The 25,189-nt window shown below is 71.4% G+C and carries 25 protein-coding genes; 18 read left to right on the top strand and 7 right to left on the bottom strand.

What is annotated here, in order from left to right:
- Positions 1 to 22: 22 nt before the first annotated feature.
- The gene (locus OHA88_RS35600) at positions 23 to 931 is read right to left on the bottom strand and encodes a 5'-3' exonuclease (protein ID WP_328629870.1); all 909 of its coding nucleotides are present in this window, start codon (positions 929 to 931) and stop codon (positions 23 to 25) included.
- 287 nt (positions 932 to 1,218) lie between these two features.
- On the opposite strand from OHA88_RS35600, the gene OHA88_RS35605 reads away from it, so the two are divergent.
- The 4 genes from OHA88_RS35605 to OHA88_RS35620 all read left to right on the top strand — a co-directional run bounded on the left by OHA88_RS35605 (position 1,219) and on the right by OHA88_RS35620 (position 6,362).
- Entirely contained in the window at positions 1,219 to 2,286 is a 1,068-nt protein-coding gene (locus OHA88_RS35605) for a quaternary amine ABC transporter ATP-binding protein (protein ID WP_328628530.1), read from the top strand.
- Positions 2,279 to 4,906: an ABC transporter permease/substrate binding protein gene (locus OHA88_RS35610; protein ID WP_328628531.1), complete on the top strand. Its 2,628-nt coding sequence runs from the start codon at positions 2,279 to 2,281 to the stop codon at positions 4,904 to 4,906. Before OHA88_RS35605 ends, OHA88_RS35610 begins: the two co-directional genes overlap by 8 nt.
- A gap of 151 nt (positions 4,907 to 5,057) precedes the next feature.
- Positions 5,058 to 5,603 (top strand): helix-turn-helix domain-containing protein, encoded by a 546-nt coding sequence (locus OHA88_RS35615; protein WP_267006105.1) that lies wholly within the window; start codon positions 5,058 to 5,060, stop codon positions 5,601 to 5,603.
- A gap of 30 nt (positions 5,604 to 5,633) precedes the next feature.
- Positions 5,634 to 6,362, top strand: a complete 729-nt coding sequence (locus tag OHA88_RS35620; protein ID WP_328628532.1) for a helical backbone metal receptor — start codon at positions 5,634 to 5,636, stop codon at positions 6,360 to 6,362.
- Here OHA88_RS35620 and OHA88_RS35625 read toward each other — a convergent pair.
- Positions 6,301 to 7,455, bottom strand: a complete 1,155-nt coding sequence (locus OHA88_RS35625) for a TDT family transporter (protein WP_328628533.1) — start codon at positions 7,453 to 7,455, stop codon at positions 6,301 to 6,303. The two genes, OHA88_RS35620 and OHA88_RS35625, sit on opposite strands and share 62 nt — an antisense overlap.
- A 70-nt stretch (positions 7,456 to 7,525) precedes the next feature.
- Between OHA88_RS35625 and OHA88_RS35630 the strand changes: the two genes are divergently transcribed.
- Positions 7,526 to 8,467 carry a LysR family transcriptional regulator gene (locus OHA88_RS35630; protein WP_328628534.1) on the top strand — a complete coding sequence of 314 codons (942 nt, stop codon included), beginning with the start codon at positions 7,526 to 7,528 and terminating at the stop codon, positions 8,465 to 8,467.
- A 27-nt stretch (positions 8,468 to 8,494) separates the two neighbouring features.
- Positions 8,495 to 8,650 carry a hypothetical protein gene (locus OHA88_RS35635; RefSeq protein WP_328628535.1) on the top strand — a complete coding sequence of 52 codons (156 nt, stop codon included), beginning with the start codon at positions 8,495 to 8,497 and terminating at the stop codon, positions 8,648 to 8,650.
- Between the two features lie 18 nt (positions 8,651 to 8,668).
- On the opposite strand, the gene OHA88_RS35640 is transcribed toward OHA88_RS35635, so the two are convergent.
- Both OHA88_RS35640 and OHA88_RS35645 read right to left on the bottom strand, forming a co-directional pair.
- On the bottom strand, positions 8,669 to 9,364 hold the full coding sequence (locus OHA88_RS35640) for a gamma-glutamyl-gamma-aminobutyrate hydrolase family protein (RefSeq protein WP_328628536.1): 696 nt from the start codon (positions 9,362 to 9,364) through the stop codon (positions 8,669 to 8,671).
- 92 nt (positions 9,365 to 9,456) lie between these two features.
- A complete protein-coding gene (locus OHA88_RS35645; RefSeq protein ID WP_267006110.1) occupies positions 9,457 to 10,200 on the bottom strand; it encodes a FadR/GntR family transcriptional regulator in 744 nt (247 codons plus the stop codon).
- Between the two features lie 75 nt (positions 10,201 to 10,275).
- Between OHA88_RS35645 and OHA88_RS35650 the strand changes: the two genes are divergently transcribed.
- The 4 genes from OHA88_RS35650 to OHA88_RS35665 all read left to right on the top strand — a co-directional run bounded on the left by OHA88_RS35650 (position 10,276) and on the right by OHA88_RS35665 (position 14,815).
- Positions 10,276 to 11,637: a glutamine synthetase family protein gene (locus OHA88_RS35650; protein ID WP_328628537.1), complete on the top strand. Its 1,362-nt coding sequence runs from the start codon at positions 10,276 to 10,278 to the stop codon at positions 11,635 to 11,637.
- An 8-nt stretch (positions 11,638 to 11,645) separates the two neighbouring features.
- Positions 11,646 to 13,010 (top strand): aldehyde dehydrogenase family protein, encoded by a 1,365-nt coding sequence (locus OHA88_RS35655; protein ID WP_267006112.1) that lies wholly within the window; start codon positions 11,646 to 11,648, stop codon positions 13,008 to 13,010.
- 6 nt (positions 13,011 to 13,016) lie between these two features.
- Positions 13,017 to 13,805, top strand: a complete 789-nt coding sequence (locus tag OHA88_RS35660; RefSeq protein WP_267006113.1) for a 3-oxoacyl-ACP reductase — start codon at positions 13,017 to 13,019, stop codon at positions 13,803 to 13,805.
- 98 nt (positions 13,806 to 13,903) lie between these two features.
- Positions 13,904 to 14,815 carry a DUF2510 domain-containing protein gene (locus tag OHA88_RS35665; RefSeq protein WP_328628538.1) on the top strand — a complete coding sequence of 304 codons (912 nt, stop codon included), beginning with the start codon at positions 13,904 to 13,906 and terminating at the stop codon, positions 14,813 to 14,815.
- Between the two features lie 31 nt (positions 14,816 to 14,846).
- On the opposite strand, the gene OHA88_RS35670 is transcribed toward OHA88_RS35665, so the two are convergent.
- Positions 14,847 to 16,049, bottom strand: a complete 1,203-nt coding sequence (locus tag OHA88_RS35670; protein ID WP_328628539.1) for an amino acid deaminase/aldolase — start codon at positions 16,047 to 16,049, stop codon at positions 14,847 to 14,849.
- A 592-nt stretch (positions 16,050 to 16,641) separates the two neighbouring features.
- On the opposite strand from OHA88_RS35670, the gene OHA88_RS35675 reads away from it, so the two are divergent.
- Both OHA88_RS35675 and mycP read left to right on the top strand, forming a co-directional pair.
- Positions 16,642 to 17,541, top strand: coding sequence for a hypothetical protein (locus tag OHA88_RS35675; RefSeq protein ID WP_443044388.1), 900 nt, complete (start codon positions 16,642 to 16,644; stop codon positions 17,539 to 17,541).
- Positions 17,538 to 18,746 (top strand): type VII secretion-associated serine protease mycosin, encoded by a 1,209-nt coding sequence (mycP, locus tag OHA88_RS35680; RefSeq protein WP_328628540.1) that lies wholly within the window; start codon positions 17,538 to 17,540, stop codon positions 18,744 to 18,746. Before OHA88_RS35675 ends, mycP begins: the two co-directional genes overlap by 4 nt.
- Positions 18,747 to 18,798: 52 nt before the next feature.
- Here the strand turns inward: mycP and OHA88_RS35685 are convergent, their stop codons facing one another.
- Positions 18,799 to 19,725: a serine hydrolase gene (locus tag OHA88_RS35685; RefSeq protein ID WP_328628541.1), complete on the bottom strand. Its 927-nt coding sequence runs from the start codon at positions 19,723 to 19,725 to the stop codon at positions 18,799 to 18,801.
- Positions 19,726 to 19,812: 87 nt separating this feature from the next.
- Between OHA88_RS35685 and OHA88_RS35690 the strand changes: the two genes are divergently transcribed.
- Positions 19,813 to 20,541, top strand: coding sequence for an SseB family protein (locus OHA88_RS35690; protein ID WP_328628542.1), 729 nt, complete (start codon positions 19,813 to 19,815; stop codon positions 20,539 to 20,541).
- 92 nt (positions 20,542 to 20,633) lie between these two features.
- Here the strand turns inward: OHA88_RS35690 and OHA88_RS35695 are convergent, their stop codons facing one another.
- Entirely contained in the window at positions 20,634 to 20,996 is a 363-nt protein-coding gene (locus OHA88_RS35695) for a DUF1844 domain-containing protein (protein ID WP_030968584.1), read from the bottom strand.
- Positions 20,997 to 21,309: 313 nt separating this feature from the next.
- Between OHA88_RS35695 and infC the strand changes: the two genes are divergently transcribed.
- The 5 genes from infC (at position 21,310) to OHA88_RS35720 (ending at position 25,128) form a co-directional block, all read left to right on the top strand.
- Positions 21,310 to 22,059 (top strand): translation initiation factor IF-3, encoded by a 750-nt coding sequence (gene infC / locus OHA88_RS35700; RefSeq protein ID WP_328628543.1) that lies wholly within the window; start codon positions 21,310 to 21,312, stop codon positions 22,057 to 22,059.
- A 120-nt stretch (positions 22,060 to 22,179) separates the two neighbouring features.
- Positions 22,180 to 22,374: a 50S ribosomal protein L35 gene (gene rpmI, locus OHA88_RS35705; protein WP_030918579.1), complete on the top strand. Its 195-nt coding sequence runs from the start codon at positions 22,180 to 22,182 to the stop codon at positions 22,372 to 22,374.
- Positions 22,375 to 22,488: 114 nt separating this feature from the next.
- Positions 22,489 to 22,872, top strand: a complete 384-nt coding sequence (rplT, locus tag OHA88_RS35710; protein ID WP_003970214.1) for a 50S ribosomal protein L20 — start codon at positions 22,489 to 22,491, stop codon at positions 22,870 to 22,872.
- A gap of 133 nt (positions 22,873 to 23,005) precedes the next feature.
- Entirely contained in the window at positions 23,006 to 23,848 is an 843-nt protein-coding gene (locus OHA88_RS35715; protein WP_326631717.1) for a TrmH family RNA methyltransferase, read from the top strand.
- 155 nt (positions 23,849 to 24,003) lie between these two features.
- A complete protein-coding gene (locus OHA88_RS35720) occupies positions 24,004 to 25,128 on the top strand; it encodes an ATP-binding protein (RefSeq protein ID WP_425896186.1) in 1,125 nt (374 codons plus the stop codon).
- Positions 25,129 to 25,189 lie beyond the last annotated feature (61 nt).

Raw genomic sequence — 25,189 nt, forward strand, 5'->3', positions numbered from 1 at the left:
TAGGCTTGCCTAAGTTAGCACTTCATGTCCGGAGGGCCGAGAGCAGGCGCTGCAGAGCGCCGCCCAGGCCCCACTGGTCGGCCAGTGCCTCGAGGGCGGCGGGATCGCGCGGCTCGGTGGGCAGCGCGGGATCGAACTCGGGCAGCGGTACGTCACCGGCGACCCGGACCACCGTCGGTGCGACTGCCACGTAGTCCCGTGCCTCGTCGAGGCGCTTGCGCTGCGAAGGTGTCAGCCTGGACGCCGGATCGTCCACCGCGGCCATGATCCCGGCCAGGTCGCCGAAGGCGTCCAGCAGTTTCGCCGCCGTCTTCTCGCCGATGCCGGGGACCCCCGGCAGCCCGTCGCTCGGGTCGCCGCGCAGCAGCGCCAGATCGACATAGCCGGAGCCGTCCACCCCGTACTTCTCGCGCAGCCACGCCTCGTCCGTGAACTGGAGCGACCCGACACCCTTCAGCGGGTAGAGCACCCGCACCCCGCGGGCGTCGTCGACGAGCTGGTAGAGGTCCCGGTCGCCGGTGACGATGTCCACCGGGCCGGTGGACAGGCCGGTGAGCGTGCCGATCACGTCGTCCGCCTCGTACTCCGCGACACCGACCCGGGCGATGCCGAGCGCGTCGAGCACGTCCTCGATGATCGGCACCTGCGGGGCCAGCGTGTCGGGGGTCTCCTCCTCGTCGGGCAGCCCGTCGGCGGTCTCCACCGCGACGCGGTGCGCCTTGTACGTGGGGATCAGCTCGACCCGCCAGTGCGGCCGCCAGTCCGCGTCCATGCAGGCCACCAGATCGTCCGGCCGGTGGTCCTGGACGAGCCGTCCGATGAAGTCGAGCAGTCCGCGCACGGCGTTGACCGGCGTGCCGTCCGGCGCGCGCACCGAATCGGGGACCCCGAAGTAGGCGCGGTAGTAGAGGGAAGCGGTGTCGAGGAGCATCAGGCGTCGCGTCACACCCCGATCATGCCGCACCCCACTGACACCGGCCCGGAAGTGAACTGGATCACTCTTCTGTTTGGTCCGGGTAAGTGTGGGCAGGCGCGGCACCGGAGCGGATCACGTCGCAATTGCAACTTCAGCGCGTGCCGAGCGGACCGAATCCGCGCCGCTCCACGGTCTGCCGGAGGGGGTGGCAGACCGTTTTCGGTTCAACGCGTGAGGTGTATGTGTCAAGGCTGCAAGCCGAACACTTGTACAAGGTATTCGGCAGACGACCCGATCAAGCCGTGCAGAAGCTCGAGAGCGGCACGGACCGCGACGAGCTGCGCGCCGACGGAACGACCGCAGCGGTGATCGACGCCTCGTTCACCGTCGAACCGGGACAGATCTTCGTCGTGATGGGTCTGTCCGGATCCGGCAAGTCCACGTTGTTGCGGATGCTCAACGGGCTGCTGGATCCCACAGCCGGACGCGTGCTGTTCGACGGCCAGGACCTGACCGCCCTGAGCCCGCGCGAACTGCGCACCGTCCGCTCCTCCAAGATCAGCATGGTCTTCCAGCACTTCGCTCTCTTCCCGCACCGGAGCGTCCTGGAGAACGCCGGGTACGGTCTCGAAGTGCAGGGTGTGCCGCGCGCCGAGCGTGAGAAGCGCGCTGCCGAGGCGCTGGAGCTGACCGGTCTCGCCGGCTGGGAGAAGTCCTGGCCCGACGAGTTGTCCGGCGGCATGCAGCAGCGCGTCGGCCTGGCCCGCGCCCTCGCCACCGACGCCGATCTGCTGCTGATGGACGAGTCCTTCAGCGCGCTCGACCCGCTGATCCGCCGCGACATGCAGGACCAGCTGCTCGAACTCCAGAAGAGGCTCAAGAAGACCATCGTCTTCATCACCCACGACCTCAACGAGGCCATGCGGCTCGGCGACCGGATCGCTGTGATGCGGGACGGAAAGATCGTCCAGCTCGGCACGGCCGAGGACATCCTCGTCACTCCGGCCAACGACTACGTCGCCTCCTTCACCCAGGACGTCGACCGCTCCCGGGTGCTGACCGCGGGCGCCATCATGGCCGAGCCGCACACCGTGCTGGGCACCGAGGCGGACGACGGCACGGAGCTCCGCACACCCGCCGACATCCTCCGGTCGGCGCCGGCCACGGTCTCCGAGTCCACACCGATCATCGAGCTGTTCACGCCCTGCTCGCGCAGCGGAGTCGCGGTTGCCGTGACCGGTGCCGACGGCCGGCTCGTCGGGGTCGTGCCCCGGTCCCGGCTGCTCGCCGTCCTCGGCGAGCCGATGAGCCCCACCGAGGTCCCGCAGGACGCCGCCACCACCGCGAAGAAGGTGGCCGCCGATGTTTAGGATCCCGCTCGGTGAATGGGTGGACACTGCGGTCGACTGGCTGCAGACCCACCTGGCCTGGTTGTTCGACGCGATCAGCTCGATCGTCAGCGGCATGTTCGACGGCATAGCCGCCGTACTCTCCGCCCCCGCCCCGCTGCTGTTCGCGGGCATCCTCGCCGTCATCGCCTGGTGGCTGCGCGGACTGCTCCCGGGTGTGCTCGCCTTCGTGGGCTTCGCGCTCATCGACTCCGTCGAGCTGTGGGACGAAGCGATGGACACCCTCACCCTGGTGCTCGTCGCCACCATCGTCACGCTTCTGCTGGCCGTGCCGCTCGGTATCTGGGCGGCCCGCTCGAAGACCGTGTCCGCGGTGACCCGGCCGGTCCTCGACTTCATGCAGACCATGCCCGCCATGGTCTATCTGATCCCCGGCGTCATCTTCTTCGGCGTCGGCGTGGTGCCCGGCATCATCGCCACGATCATCTTCGCGCTGCCCCCGGGTGTCCGGATGACCGAGCTCGGCATCCGTCAGGTCGACGGCGAACTCGTGGAGGCGGCCGAGGCCTTCGGTACCACCTCGCGCAACACCCTGATGCGGGTCCAGCTGCCGCTCGCCCTGCCCACGATCATGGCGGGCATCAACCAGGTCATCATGCTGGGCCTGTCCATGGTGGTCATCGCCGGCATGGTCGGCGGCGGCGGCCTCGGCGGCTCCGTCTACCGCGCCATCGGCAACGTCGACGTCGGCCTCGGCTTCGAGGCGGGCGTCTCCATCGTCATCCTGGCGATGTACCTGGACCGGATGACCGGCGCGCTCGGCCGCGAGGTCTCCCCGCTGGCCCGTCGCGCGCTCGCCAGGGCCCAGTCGGTGGCCGGCGGACTGAAGATCTGGAACCACCGGCCGCAGCCCGCCGTCGCGGTCGTCGGCGTCGTCGTCCTGGCCCTCGTCGCAGGCGGCATGGGCATGTTCGGTACGTCGAAGCCGGAGGCCGGTACCGTCCCCGACGCCGCGAACATCGGCAAGGGCAAGAAGATCAGCATGGGATACATCCCGTGGGACGAGGGCATCGCCTCCACCTTCCTGTGGAAGGAGCTGCTGGAGCAGCGCGGCTTCGAGGTCGACGTCAAGCAGTACGAGGCCGGCGCGCTCTACACCGGTATGGCGGGCGGCCAGATCGACTTCGAGACCGACTCCTGGCTCCCGGTCACCCACGCCACGTACTGGAAGAAGTACCAGGACCGCCTGGATGACATGGGCTCCTGGTACGGCCCCACCTCCCTGGAGCTGGCCGTCCCCTCGTACGTGAAGGGCGTCGACTCGCTCGACGACCTCAAGGGCAAGGCGTCCGACTTCAAGGGACGGGTCGTCGGCATCGAGCCGAGCGCCGGTGAGACGGGCCTGCTCAAGGACAAGATCCTGCCGGGCTACGGCCTGGACAAGGAGTACAAGGTCGTCGACGGCTCGACGCCGTCGATGCTCGCCGAGCTGAAGCGCGCGTACGCCAAGAAGGAACCGATCGTCGTCCCGCTGTGGTCGCCGCACTGGGCGTACAACCAGTACGACCTCACCAAGCTCAAGGACCCCAAGAACCTCTGGGGCAAGGGCGACGGCATCCACACCCTGACCCGCAAGGGCTTCGCCGACGACAACCCCGAGGTCGGCAAGTGGCTCAAGAACTTCAAGATGAGCGAGGACCAGCTCACGAGTCTTGAGGCGAAGATCCAGACGACCGGCAAGGGCAAGGAGCAGGACGCCGTCCGCGCCTGGCTGAAGGACAACCCGGACGTCGCCGACAAGTGGACGCCCGTGGCCAAGGCGGCGAAGGGCGCGAACGGCAAGGACGAGCGCGACCGTACCGTCGAGATGGCCTGGTTCCCCTGGGAGGAGGACATCGCCGCCACATACCTGTGGAAGGCCGTCCTGGAGGACCGCGGCTACAAGATCAACCTGAAGCAGTTCGAGGTCGGTCCGATGTATGCCGCGATGTCCCGCGGCCAGCTCGACGTGCAGTTCGACGGCTGGCTGCCGTACACCCAGAAGAACTACTGGAACAAGTACGGCTCCCGGCTCACCGACCTCGGATCGTGGTACGGGCCGACCTCGCTGGAGATCGCCGTCCCCTCGTACGTCAAGGGCATCGAGTCGTACAAGGACCTCAAGGGCCGCGGTGACGAGTTCAAGAACCGCATCATCGGCATCGAGCCCGGCACCGCCACCATGGCCAACCTGAAGAACAACGTGCTGCCCGCCTACGGCCTGGACAAGGAGTACAAGGTCGTCGACAGCTCGACGCCCTCGATGCTCGCCGAGCTGAAGCGCGCGTACGCCAAGAAGGAGCCGATCGCGGTTCTGCTCTGGACGCCGCACTGGGCGTACAACCAGTACGACCTCACCAAGCTGAAGGACCCCAAGAAGGCCTTCGGCAACGGCGACACCATCCGGACGATCGCGAGCAAGGACTTCCCGAAGAACTACCCGCAGCTGACCAAGTGGTTCAAGGACTTCAAGCTCAGCGAGCAGCAGCTGGCCGGCCTGGAGAACGAGATCCAGAAGCGCGGGACGGGACACGAGGAAGAAGCCGTGAAGGCCTGGATGGACAAGAATCCGGGCATCGCGGACAAGATGGCTCCCCAGTAGGGGGCTGACACAGCCGGAAGGGGTGGGTGCCGCCGATGGGCGGGACCCACCCCTTCCGGCTGTGTGACGTTCCTTTACCGGCCGTCCTTGCGTAACCGTGTGCGTAAGGTGCTGGCAGCCGGAAGGATGACGAGTCGGGAGGGAGCCGGACATGGACGACAAGGAAGCACTCCGCGTGGGCGCCGCGGTCCGCCGACGGCGCAGATCCCTGGGGCTCACACTGGCCGCGGTCGCCACTCGCAGCGGCCTGTCCGTGCCGTTCCTCAGTCAGATCGAGAACGAGCGGGCCAGGCCCAGCGCCCGGTCGCTGGACCGGGTGGCCGACGCCCTGGAGACCACGACGGCACGGCTGCGCGCCGCCGCCGACTCGGCGCGAGCCGTCGAGGTGGTCCGGGCGGGCGAGGGCGACGGGGCGCGCAGAGTGGTGCGCGGGCGGCATCAGCTCAGCGCGCTGGAGTTCACCGGAGAAATGGATCTCGGGCGGGAGTTCCAGCACCGTAACGACGAGGTGATGTACGTCGTGGAGGGCGCCGCCGAGGTGGAGGCGGAGGGGCAGGCGTACCGGCTGGAGCGCGGCGACACACTGTTCCTGTCGGGCGGGGTACGGCACCGCTGGCGGGCCACGATGCCGGAGACCCGGCTGCTGGTCGTCGCGGTCGCGGAACACGTCGACGCCACCAACGACCCGAGGCGCTGAGATCCGGTGCCCGAATCGGTGTCCGTCCCGATGCCTGTCCCGGCGTCGGCGCTCCGTGTCGTCTCGCTCGTCCCCTCGCTCACCGAAGCCGTCGCCGCCACCGCTCCCGGCCTCCTCGTCGGCGTCACCGACTGGTGCACCCATCCGGCCGGTCTGACCGCCGCACGCATCGGCGGAACCAAGAACCCCGATGTGGCCGCGATCGTCGCGCTCCGCCCCGATCTCGTCCTCGCCAACGAGGAGGAGAACCGCGCACCCGACCTCGCCGCGCTCCGTGCCGCGGGCATCGAGGTCCTCACCACCGAGGTCCGCAGCCTCGACCAGGCCTTCGCCGAACTGCACCGTGTCCTGGTGACCGGCTGCGGGCTGGCCAGGCCACGCTGGCTCGACGAGGCCGAAGCCGCCTGGGCGGCGCTCCCGCCACCGGACGAGCCGCGCCGCGCGATCGTGCCGATCTGGCGCAGGCCCTGGATGGTGATCGGCCGCGACACGTTCGCGGGCGATCTGCTGGCCCGGCTCGGCGTGCGGAACGTGTACGCCGGTCACGCCGAGCGCTACCCCAGGATCCCGCTCGACGAACTGAACGCGGCGGGCGCCGACCTGGTCGTCCTGCCCGACGAGCCGTACCGCTTCACCGCAAGCGATGGACCCGAGGCCTTCCCCGCACTGCCCGCCGCACTCGTCGACGGGCGGTATCTCACGTGGTACGGGCCGTCGCTGGCCGGGGCGCCTGCGGCGCTGCGAGCAGCGCTCCGCTGAACAGCCCGCGCAGCGTCCGCACCCCGGCCACCGCCCAGGCCGACACCAGCAGCACGTACAGCGCGACGGCCAGCCAGGTGAACGCCGTCAGCCCGGTGTGCCGGGCCAGCCCCGCCGCGCCGGTGACACACGTGCCGACCGGGAAGGTGAAGCCCCACCAGGTCATGCTGAACGTCATGCCGCCCCGTACCGCCCGCACCACCATCGACCCGGCCAGCGCCAGCCACAGCAGCGCGAACCCCATCACCGGCACCCCGTACAGCACGGCGAACGCCCCGAGCGCGGAGGCGTACGGCGTCCCGATCGCACCCGGCGCCACATCGGCGAGCTGACCGGCCGCGGTCGTCGACTGGCCCAGCGGACCGAGGACCAGGAACAACGTGGGGGTCAGGGCGAGCGGCAGCGGACCCTGGTGGACCAGTCGCGCGAAGATCAGCGGCAGCATCATCAACGTCGCCAGCAGGCTCAGCCCGAACATCGCGTAGCAGGCGAGCAGCATCGCCTCCTGCCACTGACCGGCGGGCAGCTCCGGAACCAGCAGCGGGCCGAGCGCCGCGGAGACCATCGGCGCCACCACCGGCAGCAGCCAGACCGGCGACGCGGTCCCGGGTGCCGGACGGTGGCGTACGACCATCAGATACGGGATCGCGACCGCGACGGCCAGGCCGATCGCCGTGCCCGCGCTGTAGAGCACCACGTCCACGGCGAGGGCCGCCCGATGCCCGACGACATCCCGGCCGACCGTCATCGTGGAGCCGCCGACGGCCAGCAGCGCCATCGAGAGGCAGCCGTAGAACGGGGCGACGGCCGGGTCGAGGAGATGGGCGCGCGCCTGGTCGCGGTGGGCGGACCAGTGCCCGGCGCGGGCGGCGAGAACCGCGGCGAGAAGCAGCGCCGATAGCGCCCACACCACCGTGCATGCAGCGCGCAGCCCGGGCACGTGCACGGGAAGCGCCGCGCCCGCGCCGGCCACGATGGCGGTGCCCATGACCGACGCGTACCAGTTGGGGCCGATGTACCGCAGGGAAGGAAGTCGCGCGGCGGCGGGGTGCGGGGCGCTCGTCCGGGCGCGGGTCTGCGGAAAGATGGCCATGCCACGATCTTTGTTCCGGGGGCCGTCCCCCACCAGGGAGCTCGTCTCTATGAGGTCATAAGCTGGTTTTATGCCCAGCGAAGCGCCTGCACCCGTCCTCCTGTCCCACCGGGTCCCCGACCTCGGAGCGCTGGAGCTGCTGCTCGCCGTCGCCCGGCACGGCAGCCTGGGACGGGCGGCACGGGACGTCGGCATCACCCAGCCCGCCGCCAGCAGCCGGATCCGGTCGATGGAGCGACAGCTCGGCGTGGCCCTCCTCGACCGATCGCCGCGCGGCTCCCGGCTCACCGACGCGGGTGCGCTCGTCACCGACTGGGCGCGCCGGATCGTCGAGGCCGCCGAGGCATTCGATGCGGGCGCGCAGGCGCTGCGCGACCGGCGAGACTCCCGGCTGCGGGTAGCCGCCTCCATGACCATCGCCGAGTATCTGCTGCCCGGCTGGCTGATCGCCCTGCGCGCCGAACGGCCGGACACCGCGGTCTCACTGCTGGCGGGCAACTCGGCGGCGGTCGCGGGGCGCCTGCTCGCCGGGGAGGCCGACCTCGGATTCGTGGAGGGACTGTTCATACCGGAGGGCCTCGACGGCACGGTCATCGCACACGACCGCCTCGTCGTCGTGGTCGCCCCGTCCCATGCGTGGGCCGGGCGCCGCACCCCTCTGACCCCGCAGGAACTGGCTGCGACCCCACTGATCCTGCGCGAGCGCGGCTCCGGCACCCGGCAGGTCCTGGACTCGGCACTCGCCGTCCACGGCGGACTTGCGCAGCCACTGCTCGAACTCTCGTCCACGACGGCGGTGAAGGGGGCGGCGGAGAGCGGCGCGGGGCCGTGCGTGCTGAGCGAACTCGCGCTGGGGGAGGAGCTGTCCTCGCGGCGGCTGGTGAAGATCCCGGTGGCGGGGGTACGGCTGAGGCGACAGCTGCGGGCGGTCTGGCCCTCGGGACACCGGCCGGCGGGCCCGGCCCGCGACCTGCTGTCACTGACGGGCCGATCGAGCCCGCCCGGCGCTTGAGGACAGGGGGCCGGGGCCGTGGAGGACATGAACGCGGTACTTGCCGCGCTCGCCGGCTACTTCGTCGCGCACTCGCTGATGCCGGACCGGCCGGGGCTGCCGACCGTACGGGCGCTCCGGGCCGCGCAGGGGGCGGCGGCCCTGGAATGGCTGCGCGCCAGGCTCGGACGGCGCACGCGGTAGCCGCCGGTCGGCGAACGGTCAGCCGCGCGCCGCCTCCGCCACGAGCGCCTGCATCACGCGCAGGTCGTCACCCATCTCCGGATGCCACTGCACCCCGAGCGCCCACCGCGCCCCCGGCAGCTCGACCGCCTCCACCGTGCCGTCCGCCGCGTGGGCCGACGCCACCAGGTCCGGTGCGAGGCGGTCCACGGCCTGGTGGTGGTAGGTCGGTACAGGGGACTCCTCGGGCACGATCGATGCGTAGCGGGTCCCCGGCACCGGTGTCACCGGGTGCTCGCCGAGGACCCCGGCCGTCCCGTGCGGGCCGGCATGCCCGTCCAGGTGCTGGATGAGGGTGCCGCCGAACGCCACATTCATGAGCTGCATGCCACGGCAGATGCCGAGCACCGGTGTGCCGGACTCCAGGGCGGCATCGAGCAGGGCCAGCTCCCAGGCGTCGCGCTCCCGGTTCGGCGGTCCGGTCCTCGGGCCGGGCTCCGCGCCGTACCGCGCGGGCTCGACATCGGCGCCGCCCGCGATGACGAGACCGTCCAGCCGGGCCACGGCGTCCGCCGCCCGGGCCGGGGCGTCCGGCGACAGGAGAGCGGCGAGGCCTCCGGAGCGCTGGACCAGCCGCGGGTAGGCGGCCGGGAGCAGGGCGGCGGGCAGTTCCCAGACGCCCCAGCGGGCGACGGGCTCCAGATAGGTGGTGACGCCGATGAGCGGTACGGACATGGCGGGACCCTCCGGTCGGCCGCCTGCGGGCGGACCCGGTTCAATGGTGCTGATGAATACCTTTGCGTTTCGATGGGGCGCCGCGCAAGCGGTCAGGCCAGGAATCCGCGCAGCAGCGCCGCCGTGCCCGCGCAGTGTTCGCGCATCACGGCGCGCGCCGCCTCCGCGTCCCCGTCGAGCACCGCCTCGACGAGCGCGGTGTGCTGGTGCTGCGAGTGCTCCAGGTTCCGCACGAGCAGCGGTATGCAGTCCAGCAGGTCGTTCACGGTGGCCCGGACGGCCGCGTACTGCGCGGTCAGGGAAGCCGAGCCGGACAGCTCGGCCAGTGTCAGATGCAGAAGGGTGTCGCGCCTGCGGTAGTCGGGCAGAGGTGCATCGTGTGTCGCCGCCAGAGCCGTACGCAGCCGTTCCGCGCCCTCGTCCGTCAGCCCGTGCGTGGCGCACAGTTCGGCCGCGCCGGTCTCCAGTACCTCACGGAAGCGCAGGACGTCCTCGACGTCGACGGCCGCCACCCGGCGGCGCAGCTCGTCCTCGCCGGGGCTGTCGGTGCGGGGGAGTACGAAGGTGCCGCCGTACCTCCCTCGCCTGCTCTCCACCAGCCGCTGGTCCTGCAGCACCTTCAGCACCTCGCGCAGCGTGACCCGGCTGATCCCGAGCAGCTCGGCCAGTTCGCGCTCGGCGGGCAGCCGCTCGCCGCCGGGCACCAGCCCCAGCCTGACCACCTGGAGGATCTGTTCGAGTGCCTCCTCGAAGCCGTTGCCCGCGCGCACGGGCCGCAGCAGGGGTCGCAGTTGCCGCGCGGACCCGTGCCGGCCGGACTCGCTTTCCTGCGCCACGTCCCGTCCTCCCTTCCCAACAATGGTTGTTGCCCATACCTTATGACTTCCGGCTGACCGAAGGAGGATCTTCCCGTGGCAGACCGCACACCCCCGCTCGAGGTCGAGGAACTCCGGCTCCTCGTCGAGAGCGGTGAGATCGACACCGTCGTCCTGGCCTTCCCCGACATGCAGGGACGGCTGCAGGGCAAGCGGTTCGCCGCCCGCTTCTTCCTCGACGAGGTGCTGGAGCACGGCACGGAGGGCTGCAATTACCTGCTCGCCGTCGACACCGACATGAACACCGTCGACGGCTACGCCATGTCCTCCTGGGAGCGTGGGTACGGCGACTTCGCCATGCACTCCGACCTCACCACCCTGCGCCGTGTCCCATGGAACGACGGCACGGCCATGGTCATCGCCGACCTCGCCTGGGAGGACGGCTCACCCGTCGTCGCCGCGCCGCGCCAGATCCTCCGCCGCCAGCTGGAGCGTCTCGCCGAGCACGGTTTCACCGCGCATGTCGGCACCGAGCTCGAATTCATCGTCTTCAAGGACACGTACGAACAGGCGTGGGACCGCAACTACCGCGACCTGACCCCGGCCAACCAGTACAACATCGACTACTCGGTCCTCGGCACCGGCCGCATCGAACCCTTGCTCCGTCGCATCCGCAACGAGATGGCGGCCGCGGGCCTGACCGTCGAGTCCGCGAAGGGTGAGTGCAACCCCGGACAGCACGAGATCGTCTTCCGGTACGACGAGGCCCTGGTCACCTGCGACCAGCACGCCGTCTACAAGACCGGTGCCAAGGAGATCGCCGCCCAGGAGGGCGTCGCGCTCACCTTCATGGCCAAGTTCAACGAGCGCGAGGGCAACTCCTGCCACATCCATCTCTCCCTCCAGGACGCGGACGGGCGCAACGTCATGGCGGGCGAAGCGGGCGGCATGTCCCCGGTGATGCGCCACTTCCTCGCCGGACAGCTCGTCGCACTGCGCGATTTCTCCCTGCTCTACGCGCCGAACATCAACTCGTACAAGCGCTTCCAGCCCGGCTCGTTCGCCCCGACCGCGGTCGCCTGGGGCCACGACAACCGCACCTGTTCGCTCCGCGTCGTCGGCCACGGCCGCTCGACCCGGTTCGAGAACCGGCTGCCCGGCGGTGACGTCAACCCGCACCTCGCCGTCGCCGGTCTGATCGCCGCCGGCCTGCACGGCATCGAGCAGAAGCTCGAACTCCCCGAACCCTGCGAGGGCAACGCCTACACCACCGCGTACGACCACGTCCCCACCACACTCCGCGAAGCCGCCGAACTCTGGGAGCAGAGCGACCTGGCGAAGGCGGCCTTCGGCGACGACGTCGTCGCGCACTACCGCAACATGGCGCGCGTCGAACTCGAGGCATTCGACGCAGCGGTGACCGACTGGGAGCTCCGCCGCTCCTTCGAACGTCTGTGAGGCACTCCGTGACCACCGAGCACCAGGTACTCAACCCGGCGACCGAAGAAGTCGTCGCGATCGTGCCGGCCACCACCGCGGCCGAGGTCGACACCGCTGTGCGCCGGGCAGCGGCCGCCCAGCGGATCTGGGCGGCGATGGCCCCCGCGGACCGCGCACGCCTGCTGCGCCGCTTCGCCGCGGCCGTCGACGAACACCGCGAGGAGCTGGCCCGGCTGGAGGTCCGTGAGGCCGGCCACACCCTCGCCAACGCCCGGTGGGAAGCGGGCAACGTCCGCGATCTGCTCGAATTCGCCGCCGGGGGAGTCGAGCGGCTCAGCGGCCGGCAGATCCCGGTCCCCGGCGGCATCGACCTCACCCTGCTCGAACCCCTCGGCGTCGTCGGCGTGATCGCGCCGTGGAACTTCCCCATGCCGATCGCCGCCTGGGGCGTCGCCCCCGCCCTCGCCGCAGGCAACGCCGTCCTGCTCAAACCCGCCGAGACCACGCCGCTCACCGCTCTGCGGCTCGCCCGCCTCGCCCTGGACGAGGGCCTTCCCGAGCATCTCTTCCAGGTGCTGCCCGGAGCCGGTGCCGAAACGGGCAACGCCCTCGTCGAGCACCCCGGCGTCGCCAAGATCGTCTTCACCGGCTCCACCCGGGTCGGCAAGCAGATCATGGCCAGGTGCGCCGAGCGTGTGAAGCGGCTGACCCTCGAACTCGGCGGCAAGAGCCCCAACATCGTCTTCGCCGACGCCGACATCGAGGCCGCCGCGGCCGCCGCACCCATGGCCTTCCTCGACAACGCGGGCCAGGACTGCTGCGCCCGCACCCGCATCCTCGTGCAGCGTTCCGTCTACGACCGCTTCCTCGAACTCCTCGCCCCGGCCGTCGCCTCGGTCGTCGTCGGCGACCCGTCCGACGAGAAGACCCGGATGGGGCCGCTGATCTCCAGGGCCCAACTGGAACGCGTACGGTCGTACGTCCCCGAGGGCGCGACCGCGATCCGGGGCGGCGCGCCCGAGGGCCCCGGGTTCTGGTTCCCGCCGACCGTGCTGACCGACGCCCGCCCCGACTCGCCCGTGGCCACCGAAGAGGTCTTCGGACCGGTCGCCGTCGTCCTGCCCTTCGAGGACGAAGCCGACGCCGTCCGGCTCGCCAACGCGACCGAGTACGGCCTCGCCGGCTCCATCTGGACCCGAGACGTGGGGCGCGCGCTGCGGGTCTCCCAGGCGGTCCAGGCCGGGAACCTGTCCGTCAACTCCCACTCCAGCGTCCGCTACTGGACCCCGTTCGGCGGCTACAAGCAGTCCGGCCTCGGCCGGGAACTGGGCCCCGACGCCCTCGCCGCCTTCACCGAAACCAAGAACGTCTTCATCAGTACGGAGGCCTGAACCAGCATGACCACCGACACCGAGAACATCTGCCGCCGCCTGGTCGGCCGCACCGCCGTCATCACCGGCGCCGGCAGCGGCATCGGCCTCGCCACCGCCCGCCGCCTGGCATCCGAGGGCGCCCACGTCGTCTGCGCGGACATCGACGAGACCGCGGGCAAGGCCGCGGCCGACGAGGCCGGCGGCCTCTTCGTACGCACCGATGTCACCGACCCCGAACAGGTCGAGGCGCTCTTCAAGGCCGCGTACGACACCTACGGCTCCGTCGACATCGCCTTCAACAACGCGGGCATTTCGCCGCCCGACGACGACTCCATCCTCACCACCGGGCTGGAGGCCTGGAAGCGCGTCCAGGACGTCAACCTCACCTCCGTCTACCTCTGCTGCAAGGCCGCCCTCCCCTACATGCGGCGCCAGGGCCGCGGCTCGATCATCAACACCGCGTCGTTCGTGGCCGTCATGGGCGCGGCCACCAGCCAGATCTCGTACACCGCGTCCAAGGGCGGCGTACTCGCCATGTCCCGCGAGCTCGGTGTCCAGTTCGCCCGCGAGGGCATCCGGGTCAACGCGCTCTGCCCCGGGCCGGTCAACACCCCGCTGCTCCAGGAGCTGTTCGCCAAGGACCCGGAGCGCGCGGCCCGTCGGCTGGTGCACATCCCGGTCGGCCGGTTCGCGGAGGCCACCGAGATCGCGGCGGCGGTCGCGTTCCTCGCGAGCGACGACTCCTCGTTCGTCAACGCCACGGACTTCCTTGTCGACGGTGGAATCTCCGGCGCGTACGTCACGCCCGTCTGACCGGTCCGTCATCGCGCGCGTGCTCATGGCTGCACGGCCGCCCACGTCAAACCGCCCGCCCCGGGCTCCCGTTGAAGGCGGAACCCTAGAGTGGAGGCATGAGCAACGCGACACCGCCCGGCTGGTACCCGGACTCCGCAGCCCCGGGCACCGACCGGTGGTGGGACGGCACGGCATGGACCGCTCACACCCGGCCGAACACGCCCGCACCGCAGCAGCCGGTCCCACCCCCGTCCGCAAGCGGAGGCAGCGGCGGCGGGGGCGGCATCCGGATCGTGACGACAGCGACGGCGGCCCTGGTCGTCCTCGGCGCGGCCGTCACCGGGGCCGTCCTGCTGGGCAGGGACGACGGCGGTACGGAACCCAAGTCGTCCGGGCCGACCCGCTCCGCACCGCTCCCCACCGCCACCACCACGTCCGGCGGGGACGGTCCGGCGACGGACCCGACACTGCTCGTCGACCAGCTCAACGGCATCACCCTGCCGATCCCCGACGGCTGGGAGAAGCCGGAGAGCACGGTCGACAAGGCGCTCACCATGCGCACGGTCGACTCCTACACCTGCCCCGGCGACTCCTCCGCCTTCTGCTACCACGGCACGGTGACCACCCGTACGGCGAGCGAGACGGACCTCACTTCCGCCGAGGCCCTGGCCGAGCAGGACATCGCCACCGCGGCCGACAAGGCGTACGAGGAGAACGTCGTCGGCGACCGGATCCACGGAGGCATCACCTCCCACGAGCAGCTGAGATCCGCATCGGTCAGCGTGGCGGGCCGCACGGGCTACGAGGTGCGCTGGCGGGTCCACACGGCCGAGGGACCCGGCGGTTATGTGCAGTCGCTCGTCTTCCCGTCGACGGTCGGCAGCGAATCGCCGGTGATCGTGCGCTATGCCTTCGACGCGGGACCCGACGGACCGCCGCTCTCCCTCATGGACACCCTCACCCGGGCCATCCGGCCGATCGACGACAGCGAGACCAGTGGAGGCGTCGGCAGCTCCGTGGCTCCCTGACACCCGGTCAGGATGTCAGGGAGTCAGGAGGTCAGAGGAACGTCTGCCCCTCGCCCCGGTACGTCGGCACGGTCGCCGTGACCCGGTCGCCCTCGATCAGCTGCAGCTCGTCGAAGCGCTCGCACAGCTCACCGGCCTTCGCGTGCCGGAACCACACCTTGTCGCCGATCAGCAGATCGTCGGCCGGGGCGCCGAGCAGCGGTGTCTGCACCTCGCCGGGCCCCTCCTGCGGGTCGTAGCGCAGCCCCTCCGGCAGATACGGAACGGGCAGCCGGTCCGCCCCCGCGGCCCCCGACGCCGGGTAGCCGCCGCCGAGCACCGTCACCACCCCCACGCCGGGCCGCCGCACCACGGGCTGCGCGAACAGCGCCGCCGGGCGGGCCGAGAACGACGTGTAGTTGTCGAACAGCCGCGGTGCGTAGAGCCCCGACCCGGCCGCGATCTCGGTCACCGCCGGCTCCGCCGCCGTGTGCTGCACACTGCCGGTGCCGCCGCCGTTCACGAACTCCAGATCCGGCGCCACCGCCCGCACGGCCCGCACCACCTCCGCCCGCCGGGCCGCCAGCTCCTTGCGGGCCGTCGCCTGCATCAGCCGGATCGCCCTGGAACGCAGCGGCCGGCCCGTGAGCGAGTCCCCGACCCCGGCGATATGCCCCTCGTACGCCATCAGACCGACCAGCCGGAAACCGGGCCTGCGCGCCACCGAGCGGGCCAGCTCCGCGAGCTGGGCGGGGGAGCGCAGCGGCGAACGCAGCGCCCCGATCCTGACCCGGCCGCCGAGCAGCCGCAGCGACGTGTCCAGCTCCAGACAGACCCGGATCTCCTCCTGGCCACCGGCCCGCGCCGCGTCGATCAGCTCCAGCTGCGCATGATCGTCCACCATCACCGTGACCGCGGCGGCCAGCTTCGGGTCCCCGGCCAGCTCGGCGAAGGCGGACCGGTCGGCCGACGGGTAGGCCAGCAGTACGTCGTCGAAACCGGCCCGGGCCAGCCACAGCGACTCGGCGAGCGTGAACGACATCACCCCGGCGAACCCCGGCCGCGCGAGCACCCGCTCCAGCAGCGTCCGGCAGCGCACCGACTTGCTCGCGACCCGGATCGGCTTCCCCGCCGCCCGGCGGACCAGGTCGTCGGCGTTGGCATCGAAGGCATCCAGATCGATCACGGCGATCGGGGCGTCGAGATGTGCGGTGGCCCGCTCGTAGCGGGTCCGGTCAGCGGCACGCGCAGTCATGGCCGCAGCTTGCCAGACGCCTTTACCGCTGGGTAGGGGGACGATCGGGGCAGATCCCCCAGGGGCACGACGCCCGACTCCCGCCGGGCCCGCCGCAGCCCGTAGAGTAACGACACGCGGCGACCAACGGGCCTGCCCGTGAAGGTGATCCGCGAGCGGTACGGAACGTGGACCAGGGGGGCGGATGAGTACCGAGGCGCAGCGCGCTCCCGTGCCGCCCCGCCCGACGGCGCCACCACGCCCGGCCGCACCGCCGGACGCCCACGGGAACCCGGGGCGTACGACCGGGGCGACGCCCCCGCCCCCGACCCAGGGCCCGCAGCCGACGGCTCCGGCCGACCAGGCTCCGGATGCGTCGGCGTTCGGCACACCCGCGCCCGCCGTTCCCGCGCAGGACGCGCCGACGCACGTACCGCAGGCTCCTCCCGCGGCCCCGACCTCCCCGCACCCGCCGGAACCGGAGCCGCAGCCGGTGGAGACGACCACGCGGCTCCGCGTCGTGCCCGCGACCGCTGCCGCCCCGGCACCCACCGCTCCGCCCCGTCCCGGAACGGCGCCACCCCCGCCGACCCGGCGGCGGCCCGTGGGGGCTGTGGATCTCACCCCGCATCCCGGCGCGACCCCGCCGTATCCCGGCGGCTACTTCCCGCCCGCGCATACGCACTCCCACGCCCTGCCGTACCCCAGGCCCGAGACGCCCGCCGAGACCACCACCCGGCTGCGGCCCGTCCGTACCCGCCGCCCCGCACGGACAGCCGCCGCGGCGGCCTGTGTCGTGCTCGGGCTCGGGCTGATCGGCGGAGCGGTCACCGGCAGCTGGCTCACCAGTGACTCCTCGGCCGACGCCGGTGCGCGCAGCCCCTACGCCATTGGGCGCACCGTCTGGCACAACGTCCCCGTGGACACCCTGTTCCCCCGCACCCTCAAGGGGGACGGCGCGGGGCCCGGCGGTGCGGACCGGGTCTGGACCCGGATCGCCGTCGCCCCGGACAGCGGCTGCACGACCGCCCTGGACCCGCTGCTGCTCAAGACGATCCGCCCGGTCGGCTGCGAGCGGCTGCTGCGCGCCACCTACGCGGACGCCACCTCCAGCAGCGTCACCACGGTCGGCATGATCTTCACCGAGGGCTCCACCGACGCGATGAGAGCGCTGAGCACCAGATTCTCCGATCAGCACCTCGACGCGCGCACCGACCTGATGCCCCGTACGTACGCGGTCGAGGACACGGTCGCCGCCGGCTTCGGCGCCCGGCAGCGCGCCAGCTGGACCGTCCATGTGCTGACCGAGGTGCCGGTCGTCGTGTTCGCCGTATCCGGGTTCGCGGACGGACGTACGGTCAGCGATCCGCAGCCGGTCGCGAAGGCGATCGCCGCGGACGCGACCACGGCCGCCGCGCAGGCCGGTCTCGGCCATGAGGCCAAGGGCATCGCCGACCGGATCGAGCGCGGGCTGCGCCGGACCGTCACCGACCTCTCGGAGAAGCCGCGATGAACAGCCGCCGCCACCGCCGCGCCCTCGGCGCGCTCTGCGCCGCCACCGCGTTCACGCTGCTCCCCGCCGTCCCCGCCCACGCGGACACCATCCGGCCGCAGCAGTGGGGGCTGCAGGCGCTGCACACGGACCGGGCCTGGCAGACCACCAAGGGCAAGGGCATCACCGTCGCCGTCGTCGACACCGGGGTCGACGACAGCCTCCCCGACCTGGCGGGCCAGGTACTGCCCGGCAAGGACCTGATCGGCTTCGGCGCCGGGCGCGGCGACCGTTCCTGGGCCCGGCACGGCACCGCGATGGCCGGGATCATCGCGGGCCGCGGCCACGGCGTCGGCCGCGCCGACGGAGTGCTCGGCATCGCCCCGGAGGCGAAGATCCTCCCGGTCCGGGTGATCCTCGAAGCCTCCGACCCGTCCCGTGACAAGGCCCGCGAGTCCCGCGGTACGGCCCTGGCCGACGGCATCCGCTGGGCCGCCGACCACGGTGCCGACGTCATCAACCTCTCCCTGGGCGACGACAGCGCGTCCGCGCACCCCGAGGGCGGCGAGGACGCCGCGATCCAGTACGCGCTGAAGAAGGGCGCCGTCGTCGTCGCGTCGGCGGGCAACGGGGGCGAGAAGGGTGACCACATCTCGTACCCCGCCGCCTACCCCGGCGTGATCGCGGTCGCCGCCGTCGACCGGTACGGCACCCACGCCGCCTTCTCCACCCGCCACTGGTACGCCACCGTCAGCGCTCCCGGCGTCGACATAGTGGTCCCGGCCCCCGACCGTCACTACTACATCGAGTGGGGCACATCGGCCGCCTCCGCGTTCGTCTCCGGCGCGGTCGCGCTGGTCCGGGCCGCCCATCCGGGACTCACGCCCGCCCAGGTGAAGAAGCTCCTGACGGACACCGCCCGCAACTCCCCGGCGGGCGGCCGCGACGACTCCCGGGGCTACGGCATCGTCGACCCGGCCGCCGCGATCAAGGCGGGCGGCAAGCTGCGCAAGGCCGGTCTGCGGGCAGAGGCGGAGTCGGCCGGCTCCGCCGGGTCCACGAAGGCCGGCTACCGCAAGCGGTACTTCGGCCCCGGTCCCACCGCGCAGCACCGGGACGCAGGACCCGCAGGCTGGCTCGCCCCGGCCGCGGGCGGCCTGGGAGCCGTACTGCTGGCGCTGGCCGTGCTGCTGTGGCGCGACAGGAGAACCTCCGCACGCCGCTGAAGCCGTGGCGACCCGGCGCGATCCGGTCGTCCGGCCGAGAGGCGCTTACGCCTCACCGCGCCCCGTCGAGCACCCCGACCGCGGCCTTCGCGACCGACTCCACCCGCTCGATCCCCGTCGCCATCGTCTGCTGCCCGGCGGAGAGCACCGCCACCAGGTACGTGTGCCCGTTGCTCTTCACCTGCCCGATGCTGTTGATGTCCCAGAGGCCGGTGGCGCTCCGCGGCATCCAGCCGTTCTTCAGCGCCCAGTCGCTGCCCGCCGCGGACACCCCCCAATGCTGATCGGCCGCCACGTTCCGCATCAGCCCCTGCAGATAGGCACGGGAGTCCTCGGTCAGCTTCGAGTCCGTACCGAACACCGTCCTCAGCAGCACCAGCTGATCTGCCGCCGTGGTCCGGGTCAGCCCCCACGCGGCCGCGGCGGTCGTGCCGGCCAGGCCGAACCGGGTGTTGGCCGCGTCGAGTCCGGCCGCCCCGCCGATCGTCCGCATGAGCGCGGTCGCGGCGGCGTTGTCACTGTTCTCGATCATGGTGACGGAACGGCTGCGTTCGTAGCCGGTGAGCTCCCGCCCCTGGTCCTGGGCCCGGAGCAGCAGCGCCGCGAGGATGTCGACCTTGACGATGCTCGCGGTGGCGTAGGTCCCGTTCCCGTACACCGCACCGGCCCCGACCGCGGCGTCCAGCACCGCGACCGAAACCCTGGAGTCGCCGGCCAGCGGCGCCACCGCCGCGGCCAGCTCCGCGTCCAGATCCACCTCGGGCTCCTCGCTCGTCACCACCGGAGCCGGCGGGCCCGGAGCCGGTGAGGCCGCGGCCGACGATACGGAGGCGACGGGGCCGGGTCCCGGATCCGACCACCGGCCCACCAGATACATGCCGCCCGCGACGGAACCGGCCAGCAGGAACACGGTGGTCACGGACGCGGACAGTACGGACGTACGCATCTTCGTACTTGTCTTCGATGTCGGCAGGGTCATGGAACCGGACGCTAGGAAGAGCACCTGGCAACGGGCTGTGGTCCACCTGAGGGCTTCGTGAGAAACCGCACCGACTACGCTCACCCTGTGGCGCAGAAGAACATTCCGGACTCCGGTTACTCCGATGACGATGGCACGGCCGACCCCGCACTGACCGCGGCACTCGCCGCCTGGGCCGAGGACCGTACGGCCATCGGCCCAGTCCTCGAAGCGCTCAGGGGCGCCCGCCTCCTGGTCCCCGTCGTCGCCGTCCTCGGGGAAGTGGAGGAGGACGAAACCGGGCTGCGCCGGGAGAAGACCAGCGACATGGCGGTGCCCACCCTCCAGGCCGGGGACCGTCGCGCCCTGCCCGCCTTCACCTCGACCGCCTCGCTGGCGCGCTGGGACCCGCAGGCCCGCCCCGTCGCCGTACCCCTGCACCAGGCGCTGCAGGCCGCCGCACACGAGAAGGCGGACACGGTGGTGCTCGATCTCGCCGGACCCGTCGCTTTCGAGCTGACCGGCTCTGCGTTGCTCGCGCTCGCCGAGGGCCGCACCAGCGCCGACCCGCTGGACGACCCGGCGGTCACCTCCGCGGTACGCGAGGCGGTCGCCGCCGAGCCCGCGGTGATCCGTGCCCATCTCGTCCCGGGCCGGGCCGGCGGCACCCTCGCCCTGGTCCTGGCGCCCGACGCGGCCCCTGCCGACGCGGCCCACCGGGTCGCGGAGTCCCTGGCCGCCGACGAGGTGCTGCGCGCCCGGCTGGTGCGGGGCCTGGACCTGGCGCTGCTTCCGGCCGACGCGATCACGCCCGGTGAGCCTCTCTTCGCACGCTGATCACCCGACCGGCCCGCGAACGACGTGAGCCCCCTGCCCGGACGGGCAGGGGGCTCACGGTCGTCGAAGGAAGGAGAGGTGGTGGGGTGGGCTCAGCCGAAGACGGGGCCGGTGTACTTCTCGCCGGGGCCCTGGCCGGGCTCGTCCGGAACGAGCGACGCCTCGCGGAACGCCAGCTGCAGCGACTTCAGGCCGTCCCGCAGCGGTGCCGCGTGGAACGAGCTGATCTCGGTGGTGCTCGCGTCCAGCAGGCCGGCCAGCGCGTGGACCAGCTTGCGGGCCTCGTCGAGGTCCTTGTGCTTGTCGCCGTCCTCGGTAAGACCGAGCTTCACGGCGGCGGCGCTCATCAGATTGACGGCGACCGTCACGATCACCTCGACCGCGGGGACCTCCGCGATGTCGCGGGCCATGTCGTCGAAGCCGGGGGTTTCACTGCTGGGGGTCGCGTCACTCATGAGCCATACGATAGGCCCACGCCTGCCCGGACCCGTCCGCGGGAGCTGCGTGAGCGGTCGTCCCCGCACGGTTCGCGCCACCCCGGGGGAGCTGCTAACCTTGTGTAACGACCGGCTGGGTATCTATGTGCCCGGCCCACAAGTGGAGGCTCCGATCTCCCACCTGACCATCCTCCGGGACGGCAGGTCACCGGTCAGGTGGCGCCCATCGTTCCGTACGGACGATGGAGCCGCCCGATGCGCCCCGCGGTTGACCGCGGCGGTGTTCCGGTTTTCCAGGAGCCCCGCCTGTGTCCCGTCCGGGGCATTTTTGATGTGCTGGTGCGGTTGGTCTCAGGAAAACAGACGTTACGTGGCTGTCCGCCAGGCGGCCGCGTGGTGCTACCGAGGAGGATCCATCAGCGCCGAGCCCCGCATCAACGACCGGATTCGCGTTCCCGAGGTGCGACTTGTCGGTCCCAGCGGCGAGCAGGTCGGGATTGTTCCGCTTGCCAAGGCCCTGGAACTCGCACAGGAGTACGACCTCGACCTGGTCGAGGTGGCGGCGACCGCCCGTCCGCCCGTGTGCAAGCTCATGGACTACGGGAAGTTCAAGTACGAGTCGGCCATGAAGGCACGTGAGGCGCGCAAGAACCAGGCGCACACGGTCATCAAGGAGATGAAGCTCCGGCCGAAGATCGACCCGCACGACTATGACACCAAGAAGGGTCACGTCGTTCGGTTCCTCAAGCAGGGCGACAAGGTCAAGATCACGATCATGTTCCGTGGTCGTGAGCAGTCCCGCCCTGAGCTGGGCTTCCGACTGCTTCAGCGTCTCGCTTCGGACGTCGAGGAACTCGGCTTCATCGAGTCGAATCCGAAGCAGGACGGCCGGAACATGATCATGGTTCTGGGCCCGCACAAGAAGAAGACCGAAGCCATGGCCGAGGCCCGTGAGGCCCAGGCCGCCCGCAAGGCGGAGCGTCAGGGCTACACGCCCGGCGCCGAGGCTGCGGAAGAGGCTGCCGAGGCTCCGGCCGAGGCGCAGCCCGAGGCTTCGACCGATACACCTTCCGAGGCGTGACCTCAGGGGGCGCCATCCAGGCGGCCCCGGGTCCCCCCGGAATTCCCACCAAGATCTGACGCCCCTGCTGTCCGGTGCCCGCACCGTGAGGGGCGCCACTGACGAGGAGAGAACGGCGCGATGCCGAAGAACAAGACGCACAGCGGTGCCAGCAAGCGCTTCAAGATCACCGGCTCCGGCAAGGTGCTCCGCGAGAAGGCCGGCAAGCGCCACCTGCTCGAGCACAAGTCGTCCAAGAAGACCCGCTCGCTGACCGGCACGGTCGTCGTGGCTCCGGCCGACGCCAAGAAGATCAAGAAGCTTCTCGGCAAGTGAGGCCAGGCCCCCGGTGAATCCGGGGGCACGACCTCTGTCACACCGGGACCAATTCGTTTCCGGGCTGGGTGAGTCGATACCGTGAACACCAGCCCCGCTACAAGGAGTTAACAAGTGGCACGCGTCAAGCGGGCAGTCAACGCCCACAAGAAGCGCCGGGCAATCCTCGAGGCCGCCAGCGGTTACCGCGGTCAGCGCTCGCGCCTGTACCGCAAGGCCAAGGAGCAGGTCACCCACTCCCTGGTCTACAACTACAACGACCGCAAGAAGCGCAAGGGCGACTTCCGTCAGCTGTGGATCCAGCGCATCAACGCCGCTGCCCGCCAGAACGGCATGACGTACAACCGCCTCATCCAGGGTCTGAAGGCCGCCAACATCGAGGTGGACCGCAAGATCCTGGCCGAGCTCGCGGTCAACGACGCCAACGCGTTCGCCGCCCTCGTCGAGGTTGCCCAGAAGGCCCTCCCGAGCGATGTCAACGCCCCGAAGGCCGCCTGATCCAGGGCACACTTCTTGGCTTTGAGCCGGACCCGCAGGCGCTCGTCGCCTGCGGGTCCGGTGCGTTGCACGACGTGTTCCCGTACCTCCGCCCGATCCGTACCTCCGCACGCAGAGAGGCCCGCCGCCGACCATGGGCACCCCCGAACTGATCTCCCCGCGATCGCCGCGTGTCGCCGCCGCCCGGCGCCTTGCCAGGCGCAACTTCCGCGGCAAGGAGCGACGGTTCATCGCCGAGGGGCCGCAGGCCGTGCGCGAGGCCGCCGGGCACCGCGGCAGTGACGGTGAGCCGACGCTGCTGGAGCTCTTCGCCACCGTCGAGGCGGCCGAGCGGTACACCGACATCGTCGACGCCGCCCACGCGGCCGGCGCCCGGGTGCACCTCGCCGACGGCGACACACTCGCCGAGATGTCGCAGACCGTCACGCCGCAGGGCCTGATCGGTGTCTGCCGCTTCCTCGACTCGCCGTTCGAGTCCATCCTCGCCGCGAAGCCCACCCTGGTCGCCGTCCTCGCCCATGTACGCGACCCCGGGAACGCCGGTACGGTGCTGCGCTGTGCCGACGCCGCGGGCGCCGACGCCGTCGTGCTCACGGACGCCTCCGTGGACCTGTACAACCCCAAGTCCGTACGGGCGTCAGTCGGTTCGCTCTTCCATCTGCCGGTCGCCGTCGGTGTACCGGTCGAGCAGGCGGTGCAGGGGCTGCGGGACGCGGGCGTACGGATCCTCGCCGCCGACGGCGCGGGCGACGACGACCTCGACGACGAGCTCGACGCGGGCACCATGGGCGGGCCGACCGCCTGGGTCTTCGGCAACGAGGCCTGGGGCCTGCCGGAGGAGACCCGGGCGCTCGCCGACGCCGTCGTGCGGGTGCCGATCCACGGCAAGGCGGAGAGCCTCAATCTCGCCACTGCCGCGGCCGTCTGTCTGTACGCCTCGGCGCGCGCCCAGCGCCCCCGCCGCACCACCGGCTGACCGCCCCGCACCCCCGGCCCGTACCCGGCCGCCCGGCACATCGCAGCGGTGCGCTTCCACGGGGTGTCGCTCCGTCACCGACGACTAGTAGGGTGACGGACTCGGGGCCCACTGCACCGGTTCGAGAGGTGGGGTACGGGAATATGCCAGTCGGCATGAGCAGGCCGCGCGAGTCGCGCATCGACCGGGCGGAAAGCATCGCGACCGTCACCGCTGTCGCGGACGCGGACGGAGCCGTCGACCCCGACGACCTCCCCGACGGCCTCGTCGTCGCCGACGAGACGGGCCGGGTCATCTGCTTCAACTCCGCCGCCGCCCGGATCACCGCCGTCCCCCGGGCCGCCGCTCTCGGCCGCCCGCTGGAACACGCACTGCCGCTGGAGGACCTGAAGGGCCGCCGCTGGTGGGCGCTGACCGACCCCTACGGCGGCCTCGCCACCCGGGTCGGACAGCCCGAGCGGAACCTGCTGCTTCCCGGCGGCCGCGAGGTGCTGGTCTCCGCCCGGTACGTACGAGAGTGCCCCACCGGACCCGTACGCCGGCTGGTGATCAGCCTGCGCGGCACCGAGGCCCGCCGCCGCACCGAGCGCAGCCACGCCGAACTGATCGCGACCGTCGCCCATGAGCTGCGCTCCCCGCTGACCTCGGTCAAGGGCTTCACGGCGACCCTGCTCGCCAAATGGGAGCGGTTCACCGACGACCAGAAGCGGCTGATGCTGGAGACCGTCGACGCCGATGCCAACCGCGTCACCCGGCTCATCGCCGAACTGCTCGACATCTCCCGGATCGACTCGGGGCGCCTGGAGCTGCGCCGCCAGCCGGTCGACCTCTCCGCCGCCGTCGAACGGCACATCCAGGCGCTCACCGCGACCGGTCTGGCGCCCGACCGGTTCCTCGTCCGCACCCGGCAGCCGCTGCCCGCCGTATGGGCCGACCCGGACAAGGTCGACCAGGTGCTGGGGAACCTGCTGGAAAACGCGGTGCGTCACGGCGAGGGAACCGTCACCATTGAGGTCGCACCCGCACCCGCGACCAGAGACGAGAAGGGAACGGCCGTCACCGTGAGCGACGAAGGCCCCGGCATCCCCGAGGAGTCGATGGGCCGTGTCTTCACCCGCTTCTGGCGCGGGAGCAAGCGTGGCGGGACGGGCCTGGGCCTCTACATCGTCAAGGGCATCGTGGAGGCGCACGGCGGCACGATCACGGTCGGCCGAGGGCCCGGCGGCGGTGCCGAGTTCCGATTTATTCTGCCCGTGGGGGCGCCGGCCTACCTGGCCTGAGCAGCCCGCGGGCTTCTTCGACCCCTCGCGGCCTTTAGACTCGACCTTTGGCACCTTTGTG

This window comes from Streptomyces sp. NBC_00353 (assembly GCF_036108815.1).
Classification (GTDB): domain Bacteria; phylum Actinomycetota; class Actinomycetes; order Streptomycetales; family Streptomycetaceae; genus Streptomyces.